Below are 24992 nucleotides of genomic sequence, written 5' to 3'. Positions count from 1 at the left end.
TAAAAATTTTATTTGCGATTTGCATGGTCGGTGCGACTTGGCTAAGAGTATGATGAGATTTAAATCGTACGTTGGCATTTATTAGCGGTATTGTGGGTGATTGGGTGGAAATGTTAGAAAAAAACTATGATGCTGCTTCTGTAGAAAAACATATTGCGAAAAAATGGGAAGATCGTGGTGCTTTTGCCGCTGGAATGGGGGCAAAAATAGGTGCTGAGTCTTTTTGTGTTATGCTTCCGCCTCCTAATGTTACGGGATCACTTCATATGGGGCATGCACTTAATACAACAATTCAAGATATTATAGTCCGGTTTCAACGGATGCGTGGGAAGAATGTGTTGTGGCAGCCTGGTATGGATCATGCAGGGATTGCAACGCAGATGGTAGTTGAGCGTCAACTTGCGGAGTATAATGAGCCAACGCGTCAAGAAATGGGGCGAGAAAAATTTATCGAGCGTATTTGGGAATGGCGTCATGAAACGGGCGGAGTGATTGCCAACCAATTACGGCGGCTTGGTGTTTCGTGTGATTGGTCGCGCGAGCGGTTTACGATGGATGAAGGGCTATCTAAAGCTGTCCTTGAAGTCTTTGTTACACTTTATAAGCAAGGATTAATATATAAAGATAAGCGTTTAGTTAATTGGGATCCCAAATTGTTAACGGCGATTTCTGATCTTGAAGTTGAACAAAAAGAAATTAAAGGTCATTTGTGGCACTTTAGATATCCGCTTGAAGGAAAAACTTTTGATCCCACTGATGCTACAACTTTTATAACAGTAGCGACAACCCGTCCGGAAACAATACTTGGTGATACAGGAATCGCGGTTAACTCTGAAGATGATCGTTATAAAGATCTAATAGGTAAAAATGCTATTTTACCTCTTGTTGGTCGTAAATTATTAATTGTTGGTGATGTTCATGCCAATCCTGAAGAAGGAAGTGGTGCTGTAAAAATCACACCTGCACATGACTTTAATGATTTCGAAGTAGGGCAGCGCAATAATTTACGCTTGATTAATATTTTTACACAAAAAGCTGAGATTTTTCTTCGTGAAAATGAAGCATTTTTTGATGGTCTAACTTTATCAGATGAATTAAATTTATTAGTGGAAAATTTGGATGGGTCTGATCGTTTTGTTGCACGAAATCAGATTGTTTCTTTGATGGAAGAGGGCGGGTATTTAGCAACTATTGATGATCATATACATACTGTTCCCCATGGAGACCGTGGTGGCGTGCCTATTGAACCGTTCTTGACAGATCAATGGTATGTCCATGCTGCAGAATTGGCTAAGCCAGCGATAGAGGCTGTACATCAAGGAAAAACGCAATTTATTCCGGACAACTGGAAAAAAACTTATTTCAATTGGATGCAGAATATCCAACCTTGGTGCATTTCTCGTCAATTATGGTGGGGACATCAGATTCCGGCTTGGTATGGTCCTGATGGTAAAGTCTTTGTGGAAAAAAGTGAAGAGGAAGCTTTCAATGCAGCTTTATCTCATTATGGTGAAGAGGTTAAGTTAACCCGTGATCAAGATGTCTTAGATACTTGGTTTTCATCAGCCCTTTGGCCTTTTTCAACGCTTGGATGGCCTGAAAAAACAGCTGCTTTAACGACTTATTATCCTACATCTTTAGCTGTAACCGGATTTGATATTATTTTTTTCTGGGTTGCTCGTATGATGATGATGGGATTGCACTTTATGGGTGAAGTTCCTTTCCCAACAGTTTATGTGCATGCTCTTGTAAGGGATCAAAACGGCGCAAAGATGTCAAAGTCTAAAGGAAACATTATTGATCCATTAGAACTTATTGATCAATATAGCGCAGACTCTCTTCGCTTTACTTTAGCTATTATGGCAGCACAGGGACGTGATGTAAAGCTTGATCCTTCTCGTGTTGCAGGTTATCGTAATTTTGCTACCAAATTGTGGAATGCTACTCGATTTGCAAAAATGAACGGCGTTAAGCACAATCCAGATTTTAAACCAGAAAATGCAAAAATTACGCTTAATCGTTGGATTTTGACAGAATTATCTAGAACTGTCTCAGCCGTGACGAGTGGTATTGAAAATTATAAATTTAATGAAGCTGCCAGTACACTTTACCGATTTATTTGGAATACATTATGTGATTGGTATTTAGAACTGCTTAAACCGGTATTTCAGGGTTCTGATGAAGACGCTAAAAGTGAAGCGCAGGCGTGTACTGCTTGGGTTTTAGATGAAGTTTATAAGCTCCTTCACCCTTTTATGCCTCATATAACAGAGGAGTTGTGGTCTCTTACTGAAACGCCAAACATCAAGCGTGAGGATATGCTGGCACTGACTAGATGGCCAGAGATAACGCTTACAGATGAAGATGCTGCTGCTGATATTAATTGGCTTGTTGATATTATCACTGAGATTCGTTCTGTACGTTTCGAGATGAATATTCCAGCCGCGACGCTAGCACCTCTTGTTATTGTAGAAGGAGGGAACGTAATTCGTGAGCGTGTACAGCGTTATGAGGCTATTCTTAAAAAGTTAGCACGTATTGAAACAATTAGTTTTTCTGATAAGATTCCAGCGACATCTGCGCAAATAGTTTTTGGAGAGGTCACTTTTTGCTTGCCATTAGGACAATTGATTGATTTGGAAGCTGAGCGTGCTCGCTTGATAAAAAGCATCAATAAAATTGAAAAAGATATTGAAAAAGTATCGGTTAAATTAAACAATCCAAAATTTGTAGAAAATGCAAAACAAGAAATTGTTGAGGCGGAACGAGATAGGGTTGCGGAACTGTATGATGCTAAAAAGAAAATATCGCTTGCTTTAGAGCGATTAACTTAATTGCAGTTTTTTATTTTATTCTTCTAAAAAAGTGGAAGATGTTTATACTGTGATGTTGATGAGATTGTTAAAAGTGATCTTTTTATAGTTGCCTTTATATTCCTTAGCTTATTGATGTTATTGCTAATTCTTTTTTTTAAAATCAATTTTTTGTGCAGGTTTTACGTAAATATCTCTTATTAATTATAAGAGAGATAAAATGACGAGATAACGTACATTTTGATATAATATTTTTGATAATTTTCATTAATCTACTCACTTTATTACCTTTATAATTTAAAAATGTCTCGTTTTTTGTAAACGAGAATATTTGTTTTCATAAACAATTATGGCAGATATAACAATTAGAAGTGAGATAAAATGAAATGATTTGAATTGATAAATGGGCTAAAATTATAAAAAAAGTCTTGTACTATATTATTTGTAGAGAAAGAAATTTATTTCTGCTGTTTGTACAGTAAATATAAAATAATTGATAATTTATAGTAAACTGCCGATTGTTGATTTAATTTTTTGATGCAGCTATTTTTATGTTGATTGTGGCTATAAAAAACATTCCTAAACAATGAGAGAGAAAATTATAAAAATGGTATGACTATTAAAGTTGTTTACAATTTTTTTAATACATTATTAAAAAAATAATAATGCTTATTGTCGCGTATGAAAAGGTGATGATAAAAAAATCAAAATTGAACCCAAAATGCAGCATGTATCATTTTATGTGAATCTACGATACGCGGCAATACTGTTAGTAAACTTGCTTATACATTAAGATTATTTTTAAACATATCACTATTATATCGTTTAATATATCTAAAAATAAAGACTGAAGCCTTTATATTTTAATCTTAAAAAAAAATGGATTTGATAGCCATAATGCATTAATTAATTATTGAGTGAGAACTTTAGATAAAAATTCTTGCGCACGTGGTGTTCTAGCTTGAGGGTCAGAGAAAAATTTTTCAGATGAACAATCTTCAAGAATTTTTCCTTGATCCATAAAAATAATACGTTCTGACACTTTTTGAGCAAATCCCATTTCATGAGTTACACAAATCATTGTCATGCCTTCTCCGGCTAAGCTGATCATTACATCTAGTACTTCACCTACCATTTCAGGATCTAAAGCAGATGTGGGCTCGTCAAAAAGCATAATAAGTGGATCCATAGTTAAGGCACGTGCAATAGCAACGCGTTGTTGTTGACCTCCAGAAAGTTGACCAGGATATTTATCTTTATGTTTAACGAGTCCAACGCGCTCAAGATATAATAATCCGTGTTCTATCGCCTCTTTTTTGCTACGTTTTAAGACTTTAATTTGTGCAATTGTTAAATTTTCCATAACAGATAAATGTGGAAAAAGCTCAAAGTGTTGAAACACCATTCCTACATGGCTACGTAATTTAGGTAAGTTTGTCTTTTTTGAATGAACTGGTACGCCATTAACCCAAATTTCACCTTTTTGAAAAGGTATCAGGGCATTAATAGTTTTAAGAAGTGTTGATTTTCCAGATCCTGATGGACCACAAATGACAACAACTTCTCCTTTATTAATATTGGTTGTGCAGTTTTTTAGAATATTAACTTTACCATACCAATTGGAAACATTTTTTATTTCGATCATATGAGTAGACATTTTTTTTCCTATTAGCGAATAATGGATATTTTTTTCTGTAAGTACAAAACCATCTGCGACAATGTAAAACAGATCACAAAATAGAAAACAGCTGCTAAGATATATGCTTCTTGTTTTACACCAAAATTGTTTGCAACAATATCAAAGCCGTTCAAAAGACTGTTACCACTGATTGCGTAGACAAGAGTTGTATCCTGGAAAAGAATAATGATTTGCGTTAAAAAGATTGGCAGCATATTTCTAAAAGCTTGGGGCAGAATGACAATGAACATATTTTGCCAGTAAGTCATTCCAAGAGCTTGCCCTGCATATTTTTGCCCTTGTGGAACTGAATTGATTCCAGCACGTATAATTTCAGCAAAATAAGCGGTTTCAAATGCACTAAAGGTAATTAATGCTGATTTATTTGCACCGATTGATGTACCAGTGATAAAAGGTAAAAGTACAAAAAACCACAAGATAACCATGACAAGCGGTATTGAACGCATGGCAGTTATGTAAATTATTGCAAGTGCAGAAAGTAATTTAATAGAAGAAAGCCGCATCATTGCTAATAATGTGCCGAAGATAAGTCCAAATACTGTAGAAAAAATGGTTAACAAAATGCTAAAAATTAATCCTGAAAGAATATAAGAACGAAATACATCGAAAGTAAAAAATGAAAAATCAAAGTTTGCGAAATTAAAAAGCGAATGAAGTTCAAACGGAGAGTTTATGAAATTTGTCATATTCAATGTCCCTCTGCTTGAAAACTAGGAATTTTGAGCATCTGTTCAATTGTTGTCATAATAATAAATATGCATAATGCTACCAAAATATAAAGAATAGTGACAATGAAGTAGTTTTCGTAAACATGACTTACTTCTTCAATTGTTTGGTATTGGAATTGCATCAGTTCATTTATTGAAACGGCAAATGCTATAGACGAATTTTTTACAACGCTCATTGCTTCTGAAGTAAGTGGTGGCATGATTGTGCGCATGGCACGCGGTAATATAATATAGCGATAAATTTGATAAGTCGTAAATCCCATTGCCATAGCTGCATCGCGCTGTCCAGAAGGTATTGATTCAATTCCTGAGCGAACTTGTTCTGCAATGCGTGCAGATGTAAAAAATCCCAAAGCACATATTATTAATAGAATAGATGGTAAATTCATTGCTGGTGGATAAATTTCAGGTACAACAAAATACCATAAGAATACTTGTACAAGTAAAGGGATGTTGCGCATAATTTCTACCCAAATGCCTCCAATGGTGCGAAATAGGCAACGAATCATAGAAGTATTTGGCAGAGTACGCATTGTTCCTATAATAACACCAAAAACGATAGCTAAGAGTAGCGAAGAAATAGATAGTATAACTGTATTTTTTAAGCTATCGAGCAGTGTATCTAAATAGGTGTGACTTATACCCGGCGTTCCCAGACATCCAGCTATCCGTGTTTGATTAAGATCATCTGTACAAAGGAAAGAAAAGTCCATCATTTAATATTTCCCAAACGTAGTTATATGCAAAAGCTACATTTCTACAGTCTAAAATTTGTTGAAAAATAAACAAATTTTAGACGCACTCAATTTTTAAAGAGTATGATTACGCTTTCCAAATTTTATAAACTATTTTCTACGTAATCTTCACGAGGCATACTATTTGGGTTTTCCCAGGCACGCTTTGTTGATTTTGACAAAGGAAGATTGACAATAACATTTGCAGGAGGGATCGGTTCCATAAACCATCTGTTATAAAGCTTTTCAAGCGATCCGTCTTGAATTTGGCGTATAATGTTTTCATTGATTGTTTGCTTTAAGTTTTCGTCATTGAGTCTGAGCATACAGGCAATAGGTTCAACAGAAAGCACAGTATCGAGAATGATATAATCAGATGGATTTTTAGACTTAGCAATATGTCCTGCAAGAATTGAAGCATCCATAATAAATGCATCTGCACGACCTGATTCTAATAACAGAAAACTGTCTCCATGATCTTTTCCTTGAACGACACCAAAATGAAAATCTTTTGCTCGCTGATTTTTGCGGAGCAGCTGAACGGAAGTTGTACCAGTGGTTGTTGCGATTGTTTTCCCATTTAAATCGTCAAGGGATTTAATGTTAGAATTTTTCTTTACAGCAATCCGAACTTCTTCAACATAAGTGGTGTAGGCAAATGCTGCGTCTTTGCTACGTGCTACATCATTTGTTGTTGAACCACATTCAAAATCATAGGTACCATTCTTGAGTAGCGCAATTCTATTTTGTGATGTGATGGGTAAATAATGAGTCTTAATTGGTTTTCCAATTTTTTTTGAAATGTCATCAATAATGCGTTTTGCCATTTCTGTGTGGAATCCCACATATTCTCCATTACCAAGCGCATAAGCTAAGCCTGATGATTCACGAACACCTAAAGTAATCGCCCCTGTTTTTTTTATTTTCTCAAGTGTATCATTGCTAGCTTGTGCAAAAGTTGTAAGTCCTATAGCAGTAGCTGCCATAAATATTAACAGTAATTTTTTCATTATTCCCCTCCATTTATTTTTTTATTATTTTTAATAATAAATTCGTATTGTGTAACATATTTATTACTTAAATTGCCATGTTTTTTTACTTTATGAATGAAAGTTTTAGAGGTGTACCTTAATTAATTAAAATCAAGATAGATCCAAACAGGAACATGGTCTGATGGTTTTTGGTATCCCCTTACTTCTGTTTGGCTATACGCACAAATAAGTTTATCAATGGCTTCTGGTGACAATAATAAGTGATCTATGCGAATACCGTTATTTTTAATCCATGCCTTAGCTTGAAAATCCCAAAAACTAAATGATGACATATCTGTAACGCTGCGAATAGAATCATAAAATCCTAAATTAATAATGCGTTGGAATGCATGTCTTGTCTGTGGGAGAAATAAGGCGTCATTACTCCATTCTTGAGGTTTTTTTGCATCCAATGGAGTAGGTATGACATTATAATCTCCAGCTAAGATAGTGGGTTCTTCATATGCAAGTAATGATTTTGCATGTGTATAGAGTCTTTTCATCCATTCCATTTTATAGAGATATTTTTCACTATCAATAGGATTGCCATTTGGAAGATAAAGGGATGCAATACGAATGGTTCTTTTATTTATTGAATAAACGGCTTCGATGTAACGTGCTTGTTTATCATTATCATTACCGGGTAATTGACGGATAACTTCATCAGGTGTTTTTTTAGAAAGAAGTGCAACACCGTTAAACCCTTTTTGTCCGTGAGTTTCTATGTGATAACCTAAATTTTCGATTGCATTGCGTGGTAAATTTTCATCGGTACTTTTAATTTCTTGTAGACAGACTATATCAGGCTGATTTTGCTTTAACCATTTACATAATGTGTCATGTCGCGCTTTTATTCCCGCGATATTCCATGTTGCTATTTTCATGGTGTTTGCCTTAGATAACCAGTTACATAATTTGTTAAGTAGCTACGTTGACGTAGCATGATAGTGCCTTTAGTATGTTGTTACTCTTTAAATTATTAGGTACAGATGTTACTATAGTAATTTGATTTATCAAGATTTCCTATAAAAGCTAATTTAAAATATTGTAATCATAATATTAATTTATTTTTTGTAAACTTTGTGATGTTTAGTTCTTGACGAATGTACATGTTCTCGTTATTAGAGGATATAGCAACCGATGTTAGGGTGATTGAGTTTTAAGTATTTGTGTGGATATCACCTCTAACAGAGTTTTTAAAATAAAAAAAATGCCAGTGCAAAAGGATATTGCCTTCTCTGCTTTTACTAGGGTAAACTGTTTCCTTACAGTCATGCCCGGTTTTTTGTATGAGTTTAATTTTTGTTCTGGTTTATTTAAAAAAGATGGAAGTGAAAAGCTTAAGTGAATAAGACGAACGTAAAAAAGAGGAAGGTCACATGCCTACCGTAAACCAGTTGATTCGCAAGCCACGTGCGGTCCCTGTTAAGCGTAACAAGGTTCCTGCTCTTCAGGCAAATCCCCAGAAGCGTGGTGTTTGTACACGTGTTTATACAACGACACCTAAAAAGCCGAACTCTGCTCTTCGCAAAGTTGCTAAGATTCGTTTAACAAATGGGTTTGAAGTGATCGGTTATATTCCTGGTGAAGGGCATAATCTTCAAGAGCACTCTGTTGTGATGATTCGTGGTGGTCGTGTGAAGGATTTGCCAGGGGTTCGTTATCACATTATTCGTGGGTTGCTTGATACTCAAGGTGTGAAAAATCGTAAACAGCGTCGTTCGAAGTATGGCGCAAAGCGTCCAAAATAATATTGAAAGACAGAGCTAATGTCCCGTCGTCATAGAGCAGAAAAGCGTGAAATTAATCCAGATCCGAAGTTTGGTGATTTGGTTATTACAAAATTTATGAATGCCATAATGTTTGATGGAAAGAAATCGGTTGCTGAGCGTATTGTTTATGGTGCGCTTGATGTTGTGGAGAGTAAAGTAAAATCAGATCCTGTGGCTTTGTTTCATAAGGCGTTGGAAAATGTTGCGCCTCATATTGAGGTCCGTTCGCGCCGTGTTGGTGGAGCCACTTATCAAGTTCCGATTGATGTTCGTCCAGATCGTCGTCAAGCGCTTGCTATTCGTTGGTTGATTACAGCGGCGCGTGGGCGTAATGAAACGACGATGATAGATCGTCTTTCTGGTGAACTGGTGGATGCGGCTAATAATCGTGGTTCTGCGGTAAAGAAGCGTGAAGATGTTCATCGTATGGCTGAAGCTAATCGTGCATTTTCTCATTATCGTTGGTGAGTGTGTTTTCTTAAACTAAGGCAAGTAATAATGGCTCGCGGATATAAAATTGAAGATTATCGTAATTTTGGTATTATGGCGCATATTGACGCTGGTAAAACCACTATGACTGAGCGTATTTTGTTCTACACTGGTAAAAATCATAAAATCGGTGAAACGCATGATGGTGCTTCTACGATGGATTGGATGGAGCAAGAGCAGGAACGTGGTATTACGATTACATCTGCAGCGACGACAACGTTTTGGGAAGGGCGTGATGGTCGGAAGCGGCGATTCAATATCATTGATACTCCAGGGCACGTTGATTTTACAATTGAGGTTGAACGTTCTTTGCGTGTTCTTGATGGTGCAATAGCGCTGTTGGATGCGAATGCTGGTGTTGAACCTCAAACGGAAACTGTTTGGAGGCAGGCGGAAAAATATCGCGTGCCGCGAATGGTTTTTGTTAATAAAATGGATAAAATAGGTGCAGATTTCTATCGTAGTGTAGAAATGGTGGGTTCACGATTAGGGGCTAAAGCACTTGTTTTACAATTGCCGATCGGCGCTGAAAATGACTTTGAGGGTGTTGTTGACCTTATCGAGATGCAGGCATTGAGATGGGATGGTTCTATTGGTGCTTCTGCGGTTGTAAGCGAGATTCCTGCTGATTTAAGAGAAAAAGCAGAAGAATATCGCGAAAAATTAATTGAGACGGCTGTTGAGATTGATGAATTAGCGATGGAAGCTTATTTAGAAGGGGTGATGCCTACTAACGAGCAACTTACTGCTCTTATTCGCAAAGGAACGGTAGAGGTTCAATTTCATCCGGTTCTTTGTGGTTCGGCTTTCAAGAATAAGGGAATTCAGCCACTTTTAGATGCTGTTGTTTCTTACCTTCCTTCTCCGGTTGATGTGCCAGCGATTAATGGTATTGATGTAAAAACTGAAACTGAAACAACGCGTGAATCTTCAGATGATGCCCCACTCTCTATGTTGGCTTTCAAAATTATGAATGATCCTTTCGTTGGGTCATTGACTTTCTGTCGTATTTATTCTGGTAAAGTTCAAAAGGGTGTTTCTCTTGAAAATACTGTAAAGAGAAAAAAAGAGCGTTTAGGACGTATGCTTCAGATGCATTCAAATTCTCGTGAAGATATTGAAGAAGCGTTTGCGGGTGATATTGTCGCTCTTGCAGGGCTTAAAGAGACAACAACGGGTGATACTCTTTGTGATCCTTTGAAGCCTGTTATTTTGGAGCGAATGGAGTTTCCTGAGCCTGTTATTGAAATTGCAATTGAGCCTAAAACGAAAGCAGATCAAGAGAAGATGGGGATTGCGCTCAATCGTTTAGCTGCGGAAGATCCGTCATTTCGTGTTAAGTCTGATGAAGAATCTGGGCAGACGATAATAGCTGGTATGGGTGAGTTGCATCTTGATATTATTGTTGATCGTATGCGGCGTGAGTTTAAAGTTGAAGCAAATATCGGGCAGCCTCAGGTAGCTTATCGTGAATCTATTACAAAGACTGCAGAAATTGATTATACTCACAAAAAACAGTCTGGTGGTGCTGGACAGTTCGCTCGAGTAAAGATTATCTTTGAGCCTCATGATGGTGATGATTTTATTTTTGAATCAAAAATTGTTGGGGGATCTGTTCCAAAAGAATATATTCCAGGTGTTCAAAAAGGAATTGAAAGTGTTATGGGGTCAGGTCCTCTTGCAGGATTCCCTATGCTTGGTGTAAAAGCTACTTTAATTGATGGCGCCTATCATGATGTTGATTCTTCTGTTTTAGCATTTGAAATTGCTGCTCGGGCAGCTTTTAGAGATGGTGCTAAAAAAGCAGGTGCGCAGCTTCTTGAGCCGATTATGAAGGTAGAGGTTGTTACACCAGAGGATTATGTGGGTGATGTTATTGGTGATTTAAATTCTCGTCGAGGTCAAATTTCAGGAACTGAGGCGCGTGGTATCGCAACTGTTGTGAATGCGATGGTGCCTTTAGCGAATATGTTTGGGTATGTAAATAGCCTTCGTTCTATGAGTCAGGGGCGTGCTCAATATACAATGCAGTTTGATCACTATGAGCCTGTTCCTTCGGCTGTTGCTTTGGAGATTCAAAAGAAATATGCGTAATCTTTAATTACGTAGTTTGTTTTTTTAACTTAGTCCTTAATTTGGACAAAAAATGGAGAGCTCAAGATGGCAAAGAGCAAATTTGAACGTACGAAACCGCACGTTAATATTGGTACGATTGGTCACGTTGACCATGGGAAAACTTCGTTAACAGCAGCGATTACGAAATATTTTGGAGAATTTAAAGCGTATGATCAAATTGATGCTGCGCCGGAAGAACGTGCGCGCGGGATTACCATTTCTACGGCGCATGTTGAATATGAAACAGAGAATCGACACTATGCACATGTTGATTGTCCGGGACACGCAGATTATGTGAAAAACATGATTACGGGAGCTGCGCAGATGGATGGAGCAATTTTGGTTGTTTCCGCAGCTGACGGTCCAATGCCTCAAACACGCGAACATATTTTGCTAGCACGTCAGGTTGGTGTTCCTGCGATTGTTGTATTTTTGAATAAGGTTGATCAAGTTGATGATGCTGAACTTTTGGAGCTTGTTGAGCTTGAAGTTCGTGAGCTTTTATCAAAGTATGATTTTCCAGGAGATGAAATACCGATTGTAAAAGGTTCAGCATTGGCAGCTCTTGAGGATACAGATAAAAGCATTGGTGAAGATGCAGTTCGTCTTTTGATGAGTGAGGTTGATAATTATATACCAACGCCGGAGCGTCCTGTTGATCAACCTTTCTTAATGCCGATTGAAGATGTTTTTTCCATTTCTGGTCGTGGGACAGTTGTTACTGGTCGTGTTGAACGCGGTGTTATCAAAGTTGGTGAAGAAATCGAAATTATCGGAATTCGTCCCACTTCTAAGACGACAGTTACAGGCGTTGAGATGTTCCGTAAGCTTTTGGATCAAGGGCAGGCGGGTGATAATATTGGTGCACTTCTTCGTGGTGTTGATCGTGAAGGGATTGAGCGTGGTCAAGTTTTGGCAAAGCCTGGTTCAGTTACTCCTCATACGAAGTTTAAAGCTGAAGCTTATATTTTAACAAAGGATGAAGGCGGTCGTCATACACCTTTTTTCACCAATTATCGCCCACAGTTTTATTTCCGTACTACGGATGTGACAGGTATCGTTTCTCTTCCAGAAGGGACTGAAATGGTTATGCCTGGTGATAACGTTGCCATGGATGTCTCTTTGATTGTTCCGATCGCAATGGAAGAAAAGCTTCGCTTTGCTATTCGTGAAGGTGGTCGTACTGTTGGTGCAGGTATTGTCTCTAAGATTATTGAGTAAATAATAATTGTTGAGGAATGTCTTTAATTTTTTAAAGATGTTTTGAGTGACGGGAAATAAAGAGCATGAACAGTCAAAATATTCGCATCCGCTTAAAAGCGTTTGATCATAGAATTCTTGATGCATCGACGCGTGAAATTGTGTCGACAGCTAAGCGTACCGGTGCTAATGTCCGTGGTCCCATTCCGCTTCCAACGCGGATTGAGAAATTTACGGTTAATCGTGGTCCGCACATTGATAAGAAGAGTCGTGAGCAATTTGAAATGCGTACACATAAGCGTCTTCTTGATATTGTTGATCCAACGCCGCAAACGGTCGATGCGCTTATGAAGCTTGACCTTTCTGCTGGTGTGGATGTTGAGATTAAGCTCTGAGGTTTGAGGACAGAAGGAACAGACCCGATGCGTTCAGGTGTAATAGCACAGAAGCTGGGCATGACCCGTGTTTATAATGATGCAGGTGAGCATGTACCAGTAACAGTACTTCGTTTGAAGAATTGTCAGGTTGTAGCTCAGCGAACAGTTGAAAAGAATGGTTATACTGCTGTTCAGCTAGGTGTAGGCTTCGCTAAAGTTAAGAATGTTTCGCGAGCTCTTCGTGGACATTTTGCTAAGGCTTTTGTTGAACCAAAAGCTAAAGTGGTAGAGTTTCGGGTTACTCCCGATAATCTCCTTGATGTCGGCACTGAGATTACAGTGGAACATTTTATTCCAGGGCAAAGGGTCGATGTGACAGGCACGAGTATAGGTAAAGGTTTTGCTGGTGTTATGAAGAGGCATAATTTTGGCGGACATCGTGCTTCACATGGTAATTCAATTACACATCGTGCTCATGGTTCGACAGGTCAATGTCAGGATCCTGGTAAAGTATTTAAAGGCAAAAAAATGGCTGGCCACATGGGTCAGGTGCGTGTAACAACGCAAAATATTGAAGTTATTTCTACGGATGTTGAACGTGGTTTAATTTTAGTGCGTGGTTCTGTTTCTGGTTCTAAAGGGGCATGGATTTTAGTGCGAGATGCTGTAAAAAAACGCCTTCCTGATAATGTGCCACGACCTGCTGGTATTCGTCAGCGTATAGAAGAAAAAACGGAGATGGTTGCTTCAGTAACCGAAGCCTCTAAATCTGAGGGGACCGAATAATGGATCTTATAGTTAAAACTCTTGATGGTGATGAAGCTGGTAAATTAAAGGTTTCTAAGGACATTTTTGGTCTTGTTCCTCGTGAAGACATTTTGCAACGTGTTGTTCGTTGGCAGCTTGCTCGCCGTCAGCAAGGTACACATCAATCGCAAGGTCGATCTGATGTGTCGCGAACTGGAGCAAAAATGTTTAAACAAAAAGGAACTGGACGTGCTCGGCATTCTTCTGCTCGTGCTCCGCAGTTTCGAGGTGGTGGTAAGGCGCATGGCCCAGTGGTACATAGTCATGCGCATGATCTTCCTAAAAAGATTCGCGCGCTTGGATTACGTTTTGCTTTATCATCAAAATTGAAAACAAATGATTTGATTATAGTAGATGACTTAAGTATTAGTGATTTTAAAACAAAAGTGCTTGTCTCGAATTTTTGTAGACTTGGTTTCAGTAATGCTTTAGTAGTTGGCGGTCAAGAAATTGATGTTAACTTCTTTCGTGCGGCATCTAATATTCCTAATATTGATGTTTTGCCGATACAAGGAATTAATGTTTATGATATTTTACGTCGTAACAAGCTGGTTTTATCAAAAGCAGCTGTTGAAGCTCTTGAGGAGCGTTTTAAATGACAGATCTTCGTTATTATGATATAATTATTAGTCCGGTTATTACTGAAAAGTCGACTATGATTTCTGAATATAATCAAGTTGCTTTTAATGTTGCGTTGAATGCGACAAAATCTGAAATTAAAGCTGCTGTTGAAGCGCTTTTTAATGTTCAAGTTAAAGCAGTTAATACGATAGTTCGTAAAGGTAAAGTGAAGCGTTTTAAAGGCATTGTTGGGAAGCAAATTGATGTTAAAAAAGCGATTGTGACGCTTGCTCATGGTCAATCTATTGATGTTTCAACAGGTCTTTAAAGAGGTTCGGAGATAAAGATAATGGCACTTAAGCATTTTAATCCGACTACTCCTGGACAGCGTCAGCTTGTTGTTGTGGATCGTTCTGATCTTTATAAGGGGAAGCCTGTAAAAACATTGACTGAGGGATTATCATCAAAAGGTGGACGTAATAATCGTGGTCGAATTACTGCTCGTTTTCAGGGTGGTGGTCATAAACGTCGTTATCGGTTTGTTGATTTTAAGCGTCTAAAACGCAATATTTCCGCAAAGGTTGAACGTTTAGAGTATGATCCAAATCGTACTGCTTTTATTGCGCTAATTCGTTATGAAGATGGGCAATTAGCTTATATACTTGCTCCACAACGTCTTGGGGTTGGTGATTCTGTTATTGCTGGTTCAAACATTGATGTTAAGCCAGGTAATGCAATGCCACTCAGCAATATGCCGGTAGGTACTATAATTCATAATGTTGAGATGAAGCCTGGGAAAGGTGGTCAAATTGCACGTTCTGCTGGGACTTATGCACAATTGGTTGGACGTGATCAGGGGATGGCTATTCTTCGTCTTAATTCTGGTGAACAGCGTTTAGTTCCCGGTAGTTGTTTTGCAACTATAGGTGCTGTTTCAAATCCTGATCATGGGAATATTAATAATGGTAAAGCTGGTCGATCACGTTGGCGTGGTAAGCGTCCACATGTTCGTGGGGTTGCTATGAATCCTGTTGATCATCCACATGGTGGTGGTGAAGGACGTACATCAGGGGGGCGTCATCCTGTGTCTCCTTGGGGTAAGCTTACAAAAGGTAAACGTACACGTTCTAATAAAGCCACTGATAAGTTTATTATGCGTACGCGTCATCAGCGCAAGAAATAAGAGAGGTAGTCTGGAGTGGTTCGTTCAGTTTGGAAAGGTCCGTTTGTCGACGGCTATCTTCTTGAGAAGGCAGAAAAAGTGCGTGCAAGTGGACGTCATGAAGTTATTAAGATATGGAGTCGTCGCTCTACTATTTTACCACAATTTGTTGGTTTAACTTTTGGTGTGCACAACGGAAATAAGCATATTCCTGTTTCTGTTTCTGAAGAGATGGTTGGACATAAGTTTGGTGAGTTTGCTCCAACTCGGACTTATTATGGGCATGGTGCAGATAAGAAAGCGAAGAGGAAGTAAGGATGGGAAAGTCCAAGGTTGCGCGCCAGCTTAAAGATAATGAGGCAAAAGCTGTTACTCGGACAATTCGTGTTAGTCCACAAAAGCTTAATTTGGTTGCTGCTATGATACGTGGTAAGAAAGTTAATGTAGCATTGGCTGATTTAACGTTTTCGCGTAAACGTATTGCTGGGACAGTTAAAAAAACTCTTGAAGCTGCGATCGCAAATGCAGAAAATAATCATGATCTTGATATTGATTCATTGATTGTCGCAGAAGCCTATGTTGGAAAATCTGTAGTGATGAAGCGTTTCCATGTTCGTGGTCGTGGACGGACTAGTAGAATTGAACGTCCATTTTCGCATCTTACTATTATTGTTCGTGAAATTACCGAAAAAGTGGAGGCCGCATAATGGGTCAGAAGATAAATCCAGTAGGTCTTCGTCTTGGAGTTAATAGGACTTGGGATTCTCGTTGGTATGCTGATAGTGGTGAGTATGGTGTCCTTCTTCATGAAGATTTAAAGATTCGCTTATATGTACTTGAAGAATTGAAGCAGGCTGCTATTTCCAAAGTGGTTATTGAGCGTCCTCACAAAAAATGTCGTGTTACAATTCATTCAGCTCGTCCTGGTCTTATTATCGGTAAAAAAGGCGCTGATATTGAAAAGCTTCGCCGGAAGCTTTCTGAAATGACGAATGCGGAGACTTCATTAAATATTGTAGAAATACGTAAGCCAGAAATTGATGCAACAATTATTGCGCAATCAATAGCTCAGCAACTTGAGCGACGTGTTGCTTTTAGACGTGCAATGAAGCGTGCAGTTCAATCAGCTATGCGTCTTGGGGCAGAGGGTATTCGTATTAATTGTTCCGGTCGTCTTGGTGGCGCTGAGATTGCACGAATGGAATGGTATCGTGAAGGTCGTGTTCCACTTCATACTTTACGTGCTGATGTAGATTATGGTACAGCAGAAGCGAAGACTGCTTATGGTATTTGTGGTGTTAAGGTTTGGGTTTTTAAAGGTGAAATCCTTGAACATGATCCTATGGCTTCAGAGCGTCGAGCTATAGAAAGCGATCATTCAGGTTCATCACCGAATCGTCGCCGTGAAAATACTTAGTTTTGTGGTCGAACTAAAATTTGGAGTAGAAAGTAATGTTGCAGCCAAAGCGCACAAGGTTTCGCAAGCAATTTAAGGGTCGTATTCACGGTGTTTCTAAAGGTGGTACAGATTTGAATTTTGGTGCTTACGGATTAAAAGCGATCGAGCCAGAGCGTGTTACAGCCCGTCAAATTGAAGCGGCACGGCGTGCCATTACACGTTATATGAAGCGTTCTGGTCGTGTGTGGATTCGTATTTTCCCAGATGTTCCGGTTACATCTAAGCCGACAGAAGTTCGTATGGGGAAAGGTAAAGGAGGGGTAGACTATTGGGCTGCTCGTGTTGCGCCTGGACGCGTCATGTTTGAGCTTGATGGTGTACCTGAAAGTGTGGCGCGTGAAGCATTAAGATTAGGTGCTGCAAAATTACCTATTAAAACGCGTTTTATCCAACGTATTGCTGAGTAAAGAGGGTATGTGATGAAAGCTGCACAGTTACGGGCACAAACGCTCGATCAGATGAAAGATGAGTTAGCTAAGTTAAAAAAAGAGCAATTTAATTTGCGTTTTCAAAAAGCTACAGGTCAATTGGAAAAGACTTCACGTATTAAGCAGGTTCGTCGTGATGTTGCACGTGTTAAGACTTTTATTCATCAAGAAATAAATAAAGGTAAGGTTTAAAGGAAGTGAAAGATGCCTAAGCGCGTTTTACAGGGTGTTGTCATCAGTGACAAAAATGAGAAGACTGTAGTCGTAAAAGTGGAGCGTCATTATCCTCATCCGCTTCTTAAGAAAACTGTCAGAAAGTCTAAAAAATATCAGGCGCATGATGAAAAAAATCAATTTAAAGTTGGGGATCAAATTTTTATTCAGGAATCTAAACCAATTTCAAAAAATAAGCGTTGGATTGTTGTTGAAGACGGTGTAGTGTAGTTAATTATGTTTATTTTTGAAATTTAGCAGTGGTTTTTTCTGTTGGTAAATTTAGAAATAAGTGATTTTATCATTATTTGGCAAATTGATCCGTACGTTTTTGGAGTGTGTTCGGATATAAGTGTTTAGAAAAGGTAGCCAGTCATGATTCAGATGCAAACAAATCTTGACGTTGCAGATAATTCTGGTGCCCGTCGTGTTATGTGCATCAAAGTATTAGGTGGTTCAAAGCGAAAGTATGCTTCGGTTGGTGACATTATTGTTGTTTCGGTTAAGGATGCTATTCCTCGTGGTCGCGTCAAGAAAGGTGATGTCATGAAAGCTGTAGTGGTTCGTACTGCTAAAGATATTCGTCGTGCAGATGGTAGTGTTATTCGTTTTGATAGTAATGCTGCTGTTTTAGTTGATAATAAAAAAGAGCCGATCGGTACACGTATCTTTGGACCGGTTCCTCGCGAGCTTCGTGGTAGGAATCATATGAAGATTATTTCGCTCGCTCCTGAAGTATTGTAAGGAGTAAGTGTTATGCAAAAAATACGAAAAGGTGACAAGGTTATTGTTTTATCTGGTAGAGATAAAGGAATTAGGGGTGAAGTGATTAAAGTTCATCCGAAAGAAAACAAAGCTCTTGTTCGAGGAGTTAATGTAGTTAAACGTCATCAGCGTCAAACACAGAAGCAAGAAGCTGGAATTATTTCTAAGGAAGTTCCAATTCATTTGTCTAATTTAGCGATTGCTGATCCTAAAGATGGTAAGCCCACACGTGTGGGTTTTCGTATGAATGCTGATGGTAGCAAAGTTCGTTTTTCCAAGCGTTCAGGAGAGTTAATTAATGGCTGAAGTAAAGCAAGAGCCGCGCATGAAAACGCATTATTTTGAAGTAGTTCGTAAAGCTCTTCAAGAAAAGTTTAATTATAAGAATGAAATGCAGATTCCGCGGCTTGATAAAATTGTAGTTAATATGGGTGTTGGCGAAGCGACAGCTGATTCTAAAAAGCCTTCTATTGCCGCAGGGGATTTGGCTTTGATAACCGGTCAGAAAGCGGTTGTTACTCGTGCACGCAATTCTATTGCAAGCTTTAAAGTTCGTGAAGGAATGCCGTTGGGTGCTAAAGTTACGTTGCGTAAGGACCGTATGTTTGAATTTTTAGATCGTCTAATTACGATTGCGTTGCCGCGAGTTCGTGATTTTCGTAGTCTGAATCCAAAAAGTTTTGATGGTCGTGGTAATTTTGCTATGGGTCTCAAGGAGCACATTGTATTTCCAGAAATAAATTATGATAAAGTCGATCAAATTTGGGGTATGGATATTGTCGTTTGTACGACAGCGAGGACGGATGATGAGGCGCGTGAATTGCTACGTGCTTTTAATTTTCCGTTTCGTTCGTAACGGCAGACGTAGTGAGGTAAGATTATGGCCAAAGTAAGTGCTGTTGAAAAAAATAAGCGTCGTAGAGTAATGGCAAAACGCTATGCGGCGCGTCGTGCACGTTTAAAAGTGATAGTTATGAATCAAGAAGTTCCACTTGAAGAGCGTTTTAGAGCTTCTGTGAAATTAGCGAAGTTGCCGCGTAATTCTGCGAAGGTTCGTGTACGTAATCGTTGTGAAGTTTCTGGTCGTCCAAGAGCTTATTACCGTAAGTTGAAAATGTCGCGAATTGCGTTGCGTGAACTTGGTTCTTTAGGTTACATTCCTGGTATTGTTAAGTCTAGTTGGTGAGGAGAGATTGCTTAATGTCTATGTCAGATCCTCTTGGTGATATGTTAACGCGTATTCGTAATGCGCTTTCCCGTAAAAAAGGCAAAGTAGTTACGCCTGCTTCTAAGCTCCGTGCACGTGTTCTTGATGTTCTTCAATCGGAAGGTTATATTCGTGGATATCATCAGATTGATGTTGGTGATGGGAAATCTGAAATTGAAATTGAGTTAAAATATTTCGAAGGATTAACTGTTATCCGTGAGATTTCTCGCGTGTCAAAACCTGGGCGTCGTGTATATGTTTCTGCTAAATCTATTCCTCAGGTAGCAAATGGTCTTGGTATTTCAATTTTATCTACTCCTAAGGGAGTTATGGCAGATCATCAAGCGCGTGAACAGAATGTTGGTGGAGAGATTCTTTGTCGTGTTTTCTAAATAGTTTTGAGAAAACAGAAGAAAAATAGGTAAAACAATGTCTCGTATTGGAAAAAAGCCCATTTCAGTTCCTTCTGGAGTTACTGTTTCTGTTGAGGGACAACTGGTTAAGGCAAAAGGCCCGAAAGGTGAGCTAAGCTACGTTGTAAATGATGAAGTTTTAGTTAAACTTGAGGAAAATGTTGTGTCGGTTACGCCACGTGACCAGTCAAAAGATGCTCGTTCTAAGTGGGGAATGTCGCGTTCAATGATTGAAAATATTTTTTGTGGTGTGAAGGACGGTTTTGAAAAGAAACTTGAAATTAACGGTGTTGGTTATCGTGCTGCTTTACAGGGTAAGGACATTCAGTTATCGCTAGGCTTTTCACATGATGTTATTTACAAGGTACCATCTGGCGTTGTTGTAACGGTCCCCAAGCCAACGGAAATCGTTGTTTCTGGAGTTGATAAGCAGCAGGTTGGACAAGTTGCTGCAGAGATTCGTGAATATCGTAGACCTGAACCTTATAAAGGTAAAGGTGTTAAGTATGCAGATGAGCGTATCTTCCGTAAAGAAGGTAAAAAGAAGTAAGGATTTTGCATCATGGTTTCGTCTAAGGATATTATTCAGCGTCGTGCACGGCGTGTTCGTCGTAGAATTAAAATGGTTTCTAATGCTCGTCCACGGCTTAGTGTTTACCGCTCAAATCAAAATATTTATGCTCAAATTATTGACGATTCTCGTGGGTATACGCTTGTTTCAGCATCTACTCTTGAAAATGATTTAAAAAAATCTTTAAAGAGTGGTGCTGACAAAAAAGCTGCATTTGCTGTTGGTGCATTAATTGCTGAGCGTGCAAAAAACGCTGGTGTTAATGAGGTTATTTTTGATCGTGGAGCATATGTTTATCATGGTAGGGTGAAGGCTTTGGCTGAAGCTGCACGTGAAGGCGGTTTGAACTTTTAAAGTGTTTTATTTGCAAGTTTTATTAAAAGCTTCTTGAAATGTTTCGTAGAAGTTTCTTTATTTTTATATTGGAACTGTATTGCGTGCTTCCGGAAAAGAAAAAGGAATGAGGAATGGCACAAAAAGAGCGTAATGAGCGTGATGAGCGTGATACTGAGTTTGTTGACAAGCTCGTTCATATTAATCGTGTTGCTAAAGTTGTGAAGGGTGGTCGGCGTTTTGGTTTTGCTGCTCTTGTTGTTGTTGGAGATCAAAAAGGACGTGTTGGTTTTGGTCATGGTAAGGCGCGTGAAGTGCCTGAAGCTGTTCGTAAAGCTACAGAAGCTGCTAAAAGTGGAATGATATATGTTCCTCTTCGGTCTGGGCGGACGTTACATCATGATCTTGAAGGATCTCACGGAGCTGGTCATGTTTTATTACGTTCAGCATCAGCAGGTACTGGTATTATTGCTGGAGGACCGATGCGCGCTATTTTTGAAACTCTTGGTGTGCAGGATGTTGTTGCAAAATCTTTAGGATCTTCAAATCCTTATAACATGGTACGTGCAACTTTTGATGCGTTAAAACGTCAAATGCATCCTAAAGATATTGCTGCGCAACGTGGTATAAAATATTCTGTTTTGCAAGCGCGTCGTCAAAATTTGATTGATACGGAATAATGGTTTCTGAGGTAATAGAAAAGGAATTTATAAATGGTTCAGAAAAAATCTCAGAATAGTAGAACTATAACGATAGAACAGATAGGAAGTCCAATTCGGAGACCGCGAATTCAGCGTGCGGTTTTAAAGAGTCTTGGATTAAATAAAATGCGGCGGCGGCGTACTTTAGAAGATACACTTTGTGTGCGAGGTATGATTGCTAAAGTTCAACATCTTGTTCGAATTGTAGATTAAAATTAAGGGTCGCGGGAGTATAAAATATGAAACTCAATGAACTGCGTGATCGCGAAGGTGCAACAAAAAATCGTAAACGTGTTGGACGTGGTATTGGTTCTGGTGTTGGAAAAACTTCTGGCCGTGGTGTTAAAGGACAAAGATCTCGTTCTGGTGTTTCTCTTAATGGTTTTGAAGGTGGGCAGATGCCCATTTACCGTCGTTTGCCCAAGCGTGGGTTTAAGAATTTTTTTGCTAAAACTTATAATGAAGTTTCGTTAAATCGTATTCAACGAGCAGTGGATGCTGGTAAATTGGATATTGAAAAAGAGGTTGATGTTCTTGCACTGAAAAAAGCTGGAATTGTTCGTCGTGTAAAAGATGGAGTTCGTATTCTTTCTGATGGTGAATTAAAAGCAAAGATTACGTTTAATGTTTCTGGTGTTTCTGACGCTGCTCGTGTCAAAATTGAAAAAGTTGGTGGTCAAGTCATTTTTTCTGATGTAGCTCAGTAAATTTATTTTACATGAATGGTAGTTTAAGAGGGGAATATTCCTTTTTAGGAATATTAGTTGTGGAAGATTACTTAATTTTTTCATTTATTTATACATGACGGTGTAAATTTTAGAGTTTCGCTTCTATATTAAAAAAAATGAAGTGTAGCCTGGAGACGTTTTATGGCATCAGCGGCAGAGCAATTTGCTTCCAATATGAATTTTAGAGCTTTTTCGCGTGCAACCGAGTTAAAAAAGCGGATTTGGTTTACTTTACTAGCACTTCTTGTGTATCGCTTTGGTACATATGTTTCTCTCCCTGGTATTGATATTGATGCTTTAAGGCAAACTTTTGAGCAGCATGCATCTGGTGTTTTAGGGTTGTTTAATATGTTTGCTGGCGGTGCTGTTGGGCGTATGGCGATTTTCGCATTGGGAATTATGCCTTATATATCAGCGTCGATTATTGTGCAATTGTTAACTTCAATTGTTCCTTCTTTGGAAGCTCTAAAAAAAGAAGGTGAGTTAGGTCGTAAGGTTATTAATCAATATACTCGGTATGTTACAGTAATATTGGCAATTTTGCAGGCTTTTGGTATTGCAGTTGCGCTTGAGTCTGGTATAGGAACAGAGTTTCAGATTGTTTTAGATCCAGGTCTTATGTTTCGTGTTTCATCTGTTATTACGCTTGTTGGTGGAACGATGTTTTTAATGTGGCTCGGTGAGCAGATGACGTCACGGGGTGTTGGTAATGGGGTTTCTCTTATTATTTTTACGGGAATTGTAGCTAATTTTCCTTCTACTTTTGCTCAGCTTTTGACTGCACATAGCCAGGCTGATTTATCAACTTTTTCATTAATAGGAATCTCTATTATCACTGTCTCCGTTATAGTTGTTATTGTTTTTGTTGAACGTGCACAACGACGAATTCTTATTCAGTATCCAAAACGCCAAGTCGGTAATCAAATTTTTCAAGGAGATATGTCACATCTTCCTTTAAAATTGAATACTGCTGGTGTTATTCCACCAATTTTTGCTTCATCTTTATTGTTGTTGCCTGCAACAATTAATAATTTTTCTGATGAAATGCCATATTGGATTCAAGCTATTTCTTATTCTCTTGATCATGGGCAGCCGCTTTACATGATCGTTTATGCTATTTTAATAGCGTTTTTTTGCTTTTTTTATACAGCCATTGTGTTTAATCCAAGTGATACGGCAGATCAATTAAAAAAGCATTCTGGTTTTATTCCAGGAATTCGTCCCGGTGAACGTACGGCTGAGTATATTGATTATGTTTTAACGCGTATTACTGTTGTGGGCGCAATTTATATTATTTTAGTTTGTTTGTTACCTGAGTTTATGATTTCTGCTTTGCAAGTTCCTTTTTATCTTGGAGGAACGTCTTTGTTAATTGTTGTTACGGTTACACTCGATACAGTCGCTCAAATTCAGGGACATCTTGTGGCGCATCAATATGAAGCTTTGATTAAAAAATCAAGGCTTCGTGGAGGACGAAGAAGATTATGAGAATTATTCTTTTAGGTCCTCCTGGGGCTGGGAAAGGTACACAGGCTAAAACTTTAGCAGAGGAATATAATATCCCTCAATTATCAACAGGTGATATACTGCGTGAAGTTATTGCTAAGGGAACTGACTTTGGTAAAAAAGTTAAAACCATAGTGGATTCTGGTGCTTTGGTATCTGATAGCATTGTTAATCAAATTGTATCTGATCGTATTAATGAGGGGGATTGTGTAAATGGTTTTGTATTGGATGGATATCCACGGACTGTGGAGCAAGCAGAGGTTTTGCAGCAAGTTTTACAATCAAAAAATATGAAGCTTGATGCAGTTATTGAGTTACTTATTGATGAAAATGCGTTGATTGAGCGAATGAATAGACGGATTCAGGAGACAATTGCAGCTGGTGGAACGGTTCGCTCAGATGATAATTCCGTTTCTTTTGCAAAGCGGTTAGTGGAATATCGTGAAAAAACAGCTCCTTTATCAAAATTTTACTCAGAGAAGGGGTTATTAAAAGAGGTTAATGGAATGATAGATGCTGCTGAAGTGTCATCCGTGATTAGGAAAATTCTTAAAAACTCTTAAATTAAAATTTTTTTTCTGAAAAAAAATGAAAAGAGTTGACTTTTGTGGTAAAATTTATCAAAAGCGGCTTTAATTTTTTTTACTAAGGTGATAAGTTAAAAGTGTGTTTTGTGCCGAATTGATTTTTTTTCTGTAAGGTGCATTAAGTATTTTATGATTGGTTGTAATATAATTAAGGAGAATAGGCGTGGCTCGTATTGCTGGCGTCAACATCCCGACAAATAAGCGTGTGGTTATTGCACTTCGGTATATTCATGGGATTGGACGGAAATTTGCGCAGGAAATTACTAAAAAGGTTGGTATTCCTGAGGAGCGTCGTGTTCATGAGCTTTCAGATACGGAAGTATTGCAAATCCGTGAAGCAATAGATCAGGGTTATCAAGTTGAAGGTGATCTTCGTCGTGAAGTTGCTATGAATGTTAAACGTTTGATGGATCTTGGTTGCTATCGGGGATTGCGTCATCGTCGTTCTTTACCTGTTCGAGGACAGCGTACGCATACAAATGCACGTACGCGCAAAGGTCCAGCGAAGGCAATTGCTGGAAAGAAGAAGTAATAGTATCTTCTAAAAGATATATTTTAGGTATTCTGTCTTTGTTTAAGATTTTAAGTAAGGA

At 38.5% G+C, this 24992-nt stretch carries 34 protein-coding genes; 29 read left to right on the top strand and 5 right to left on the bottom strand.

Features of this window, described 5'->3' with window-relative positions:
- Nucleotides 1–110: 110 nt before the first annotated feature.
- Nucleotides 111–2834, top strand: a complete 2724-nt coding sequence (locus V4P55_RS03150) for a valine--tRNA ligase (RefSeq protein ID WP_455475116.1) — start codon at nucleotides 111–113, stop codon at nucleotides 2832–2834.
- Between the two features lie 889 nt (nucleotides 2835–3723).
- Here V4P55_RS03150 and V4P55_RS03145 read toward each other — a convergent pair.
- From V4P55_RS03145 to xth, 5 genes are all read right to left on the bottom strand, one after another.
- A complete protein-coding gene (locus V4P55_RS03145) occupies nucleotides 3724–4470 on the bottom strand; it encodes an amino acid ABC transporter ATP-binding protein (protein WP_455474975.1) in 747 nt (248 codons plus the stop codon).
- A gap of 11 nt (nucleotides 4471–4481) precedes the next feature.
- The gene (locus V4P55_RS03140) at nucleotides 4482–5198 is read right to left on the bottom strand and encodes an amino acid ABC transporter permease (protein WP_455474974.1); all 717 of its coding nucleotides are present in this window, start codon (nucleotides 5196–5198) and stop codon (nucleotides 4482–4484) included.
- Between the two features lie 2 nt (nucleotides 5199–5200).
- A complete protein-coding gene (locus V4P55_RS03135) occupies nucleotides 5201–5953 on the bottom strand; it encodes an amino acid ABC transporter permease (protein ID WP_455475115.1) in 753 nt (250 codons plus the stop codon).
- Nucleotides 5954–6078: 125 nt separating this feature from the next.
- Nucleotides 6079–6984 carry a transporter substrate-binding domain-containing protein gene (locus tag V4P55_RS03130; protein WP_455474973.1) on the bottom strand — a complete coding sequence of 302 codons (906 nt, stop codon included), beginning with the start codon at nucleotides 6982–6984 and terminating at the stop codon, nucleotides 6079–6081.
- A gap of 122 nt (nucleotides 6985–7106) precedes the next feature.
- Nucleotides 7107–7889, bottom strand: coding sequence for an exodeoxyribonuclease III (gene xth, locus V4P55_RS03125; protein WP_455474972.1), 783 nt, complete (start codon nucleotides 7887–7889; stop codon nucleotides 7107–7109).
- A 495-nt stretch (nucleotides 7890–8384) separates the two neighbouring features.
- Between xth and rpsL the strand changes: the two genes are divergently transcribed.
- The 28 genes from rpsL to rpsM all read left to right on the top strand — a co-directional run bounded on the left by rpsL (nucleotide 8385) and on the right by rpsM (nucleotide 24931).
- The gene (gene rpsL, locus V4P55_RS03120; RefSeq protein ID WP_336276578.1) at nucleotides 8385–8756 is read left to right on the top strand and encodes a 30S ribosomal protein S12; all 372 of its coding nucleotides are present in this window, start codon (nucleotides 8385–8387) and stop codon (nucleotides 8754–8756) included.
- An 18-nt stretch (nucleotides 8757–8774) separates the two neighbouring features.
- Entirely contained in the window at nucleotides 8775–9245 is a 471-nt protein-coding gene (rpsG, locus tag V4P55_RS03115) for a 30S ribosomal protein S7 (protein WP_455474971.1), read from the top strand.
- 30 nt (nucleotides 9246–9275) lie between these two features.
- On the top strand, nucleotides 9276–11360 hold the full coding sequence (gene fusA / locus V4P55_RS03110; RefSeq protein ID WP_455474970.1) for an elongation factor G: 2085 nt from the start codon (nucleotides 9276–9278) through the stop codon (nucleotides 11358–11360).
- Nucleotides 11361–11426: 66 nt separating this feature from the next.
- Nucleotides 11427–12602, top strand: a complete 1176-nt coding sequence (tuf, locus tag V4P55_RS03105; RefSeq protein WP_455474610.1) for an elongation factor Tu — start codon at nucleotides 11427–11429, stop codon at nucleotides 12600–12602.
- Between the two features lie 65 nt (nucleotides 12603–12667).
- Nucleotides 12668–12976, top strand: coding sequence for a 30S ribosomal protein S10 (gene rpsJ, locus V4P55_RS03100; RefSeq protein WP_004855744.1), 309 nt, complete (start codon nucleotides 12668–12670; stop codon nucleotides 12974–12976).
- 27 nt (nucleotides 12977–13003) lie between these two features.
- Nucleotides 13004–13744, top strand: coding sequence for a 50S ribosomal protein L3 (gene rplC, locus V4P55_RS03095; protein ID WP_455474969.1), 741 nt, complete (start codon nucleotides 13004–13006; stop codon nucleotides 13742–13744).
- Nucleotides 13744–14364, top strand: a complete 621-nt coding sequence (gene rplD / locus V4P55_RS03090; protein WP_455474968.1) for a 50S ribosomal protein L4 — start codon at nucleotides 13744–13746, stop codon at nucleotides 14362–14364. Before rplC ends, rplD begins: the two co-directional genes overlap by 1 nt.
- Complete coding sequence (locus V4P55_RS03085) at nucleotides 14361–14654, top strand: 50S ribosomal protein L23 (RefSeq protein WP_455474967.1); 294 nt, start codon at nucleotides 14361–14363, stop codon at nucleotides 14652–14654. Before rplD ends, V4P55_RS03085 begins: the two co-directional genes overlap by 4 nt.
- Before the next feature lie 21 nt (nucleotides 14655–14675).
- Nucleotides 14676–15509, top strand: coding sequence for a 50S ribosomal protein L2 (gene rplB / locus V4P55_RS03080; protein WP_455474966.1), 834 nt, complete (start codon nucleotides 14676–14678; stop codon nucleotides 15507–15509).
- 15 nt (nucleotides 15510–15524) lie between these two features.
- Nucleotides 15525–15803, top strand: coding sequence for a 30S ribosomal protein S19 (gene rpsS, locus V4P55_RS03075; protein ID WP_455474965.1), 279 nt, complete (start codon nucleotides 15525–15527; stop codon nucleotides 15801–15803).
- A 2-nt stretch (nucleotides 15804–15805) separates the two neighbouring features.
- Nucleotides 15806–16195, top strand: coding sequence for a 50S ribosomal protein L22 (gene rplV, locus V4P55_RS03070; RefSeq protein WP_455474964.1), 390 nt, complete (start codon nucleotides 15806–15808; stop codon nucleotides 16193–16195).
- The gene (gene rpsC / locus V4P55_RS03065) at nucleotides 16195–16905 is read left to right on the top strand and encodes a 30S ribosomal protein S3 (protein ID WP_455474963.1); all 711 of its coding nucleotides are present in this window, start codon (nucleotides 16195–16197) and stop codon (nucleotides 16903–16905) included. The genes rplV and rpsC overlap by 1 nt, the downstream gene beginning before the upstream one ends.
- A 35-nt stretch (nucleotides 16906–16940) precedes the next feature.
- Complete coding sequence (gene rplP / locus V4P55_RS03060; RefSeq protein ID WP_455474962.1) at nucleotides 16941–17354, top strand: 50S ribosomal protein L16; 414 nt, start codon at nucleotides 16941–16943, stop codon at nucleotides 17352–17354.
- Between the two features lie 12 nt (nucleotides 17355–17366).
- Entirely contained in the window at nucleotides 17367–17567 is a 201-nt protein-coding gene (gene rpmC, locus V4P55_RS03055) for a 50S ribosomal protein L29 (RefSeq protein ID WP_455475114.1), read from the top strand.
- 12 nt (nucleotides 17568–17579) lie between these two features.
- A complete protein-coding gene (rpsQ, locus tag V4P55_RS03050) occupies nucleotides 17580–17819 on the top strand; it encodes a 30S ribosomal protein S17 (RefSeq protein WP_455474961.1) in 240 nt (79 codons plus the stop codon).
- Between the two features lie 144 nt (nucleotides 17820–17963).
- Nucleotides 17964–18332, top strand: a complete 369-nt coding sequence (rplN, locus tag V4P55_RS03045) for a 50S ribosomal protein L14 (protein WP_004855715.1) — start codon at nucleotides 17964–17966, stop codon at nucleotides 18330–18332.
- Between the two features lie 12 nt (nucleotides 18333–18344).
- Nucleotides 18345–18659, top strand: a complete 315-nt coding sequence (rplX, locus tag V4P55_RS03040; protein ID WP_455474960.1) for a 50S ribosomal protein L24 — start codon at nucleotides 18345–18347, stop codon at nucleotides 18657–18659.
- Entirely contained in the window at nucleotides 18652–19209 is a 558-nt protein-coding gene (gene rplE, locus V4P55_RS03035) for a 50S ribosomal protein L5 (protein ID WP_455474959.1), read from the top strand. The genes rplX and rplE overlap by 8 nt, the downstream gene beginning before the upstream one ends.
- Nucleotides 19210–19233: 24 nt before the next feature.
- Nucleotides 19234–19539 (top strand): 30S ribosomal protein S14, encoded by a 306-nt coding sequence (gene rpsN, locus V4P55_RS03030; protein WP_455474958.1) that lies wholly within the window; start codon nucleotides 19234–19236, stop codon nucleotides 19537–19539.
- Between the two features lie 14 nt (nucleotides 19540–19553).
- The gene (gene rpsH / locus V4P55_RS03025; RefSeq protein WP_455474957.1) at nucleotides 19554–19952 is read left to right on the top strand and encodes a 30S ribosomal protein S8; all 399 of its coding nucleotides are present in this window, start codon (nucleotides 19554–19556) and stop codon (nucleotides 19950–19952) included.
- Nucleotides 19953–19989: 37 nt separating this feature from the next.
- On the top strand, nucleotides 19990–20523 hold the full coding sequence (gene rplF / locus V4P55_RS03020; protein ID WP_455474956.1) for a 50S ribosomal protein L6: 534 nt from the start codon (nucleotides 19990–19992) through the stop codon (nucleotides 20521–20523).
- Nucleotides 20524–20535: 12 nt separating this feature from the next.
- Entirely contained in the window at nucleotides 20536–20898 is a 363-nt protein-coding gene (gene rplR / locus V4P55_RS03015) for a 50S ribosomal protein L18 (RefSeq protein WP_455474955.1), read from the top strand.
- 113 nt (nucleotides 20899–21011) lie between these two features.
- Entirely contained in the window at nucleotides 21012–21557 is a 546-nt protein-coding gene (gene rpsE / locus V4P55_RS03010; protein ID WP_455474954.1) for a 30S ribosomal protein S5, read from the top strand.
- Between the two features lie 33 nt (nucleotides 21558–21590).
- The gene (gene rpmD / locus V4P55_RS03005) at nucleotides 21591–21791 is read left to right on the top strand and encodes a 50S ribosomal protein L30 (protein ID WP_455474953.1); all 201 of its coding nucleotides are present in this window, start codon (nucleotides 21591–21593) and stop codon (nucleotides 21789–21791) included.
- Nucleotides 21792–21817: 26 nt separating this feature from the next.
- Entirely contained in the window at nucleotides 21818–22285 is a 468-nt protein-coding gene (rplO, locus tag V4P55_RS03000) for a 50S ribosomal protein L15 (protein ID WP_455474952.1), read from the top strand.
- A 162-nt stretch (nucleotides 22286–22447) separates the two neighbouring features.
- Nucleotides 22448–23794: a preprotein translocase subunit SecY gene (secY, locus tag V4P55_RS02995; protein ID WP_455474951.1), complete on the top strand. Its 1347-nt coding sequence runs from the start codon at nucleotides 22448–22450 to the stop codon at nucleotides 23792–23794.
- Nucleotides 23791–24375: an adenylate kinase gene (locus tag V4P55_RS02990; RefSeq protein WP_455474950.1), complete on the top strand. Its 585-nt coding sequence runs from the start codon at nucleotides 23791–23793 to the stop codon at nucleotides 24373–24375. Before secY ends, V4P55_RS02990 begins: the two co-directional genes overlap by 4 nt.
- Nucleotides 24376–24562: 187 nt before the next feature.
- Nucleotides 24563–24931, top strand: a complete 369-nt coding sequence (gene rpsM, locus V4P55_RS02985; RefSeq protein ID WP_455474949.1) for a 30S ribosomal protein S13 — start codon at nucleotides 24563–24565, stop codon at nucleotides 24929–24931.
- The last annotated feature ends 61 nt before the right edge of the window (nucleotides 24932–24992 follow it).

This window comes from Bartonella sp. B30(2025), from assembly GCF_053793825.1.
The sequence above is the reverse complement of the archived record's forward strand: the minus strand, read 5'-3'. Positions and strand labels throughout refer to the sequence as shown.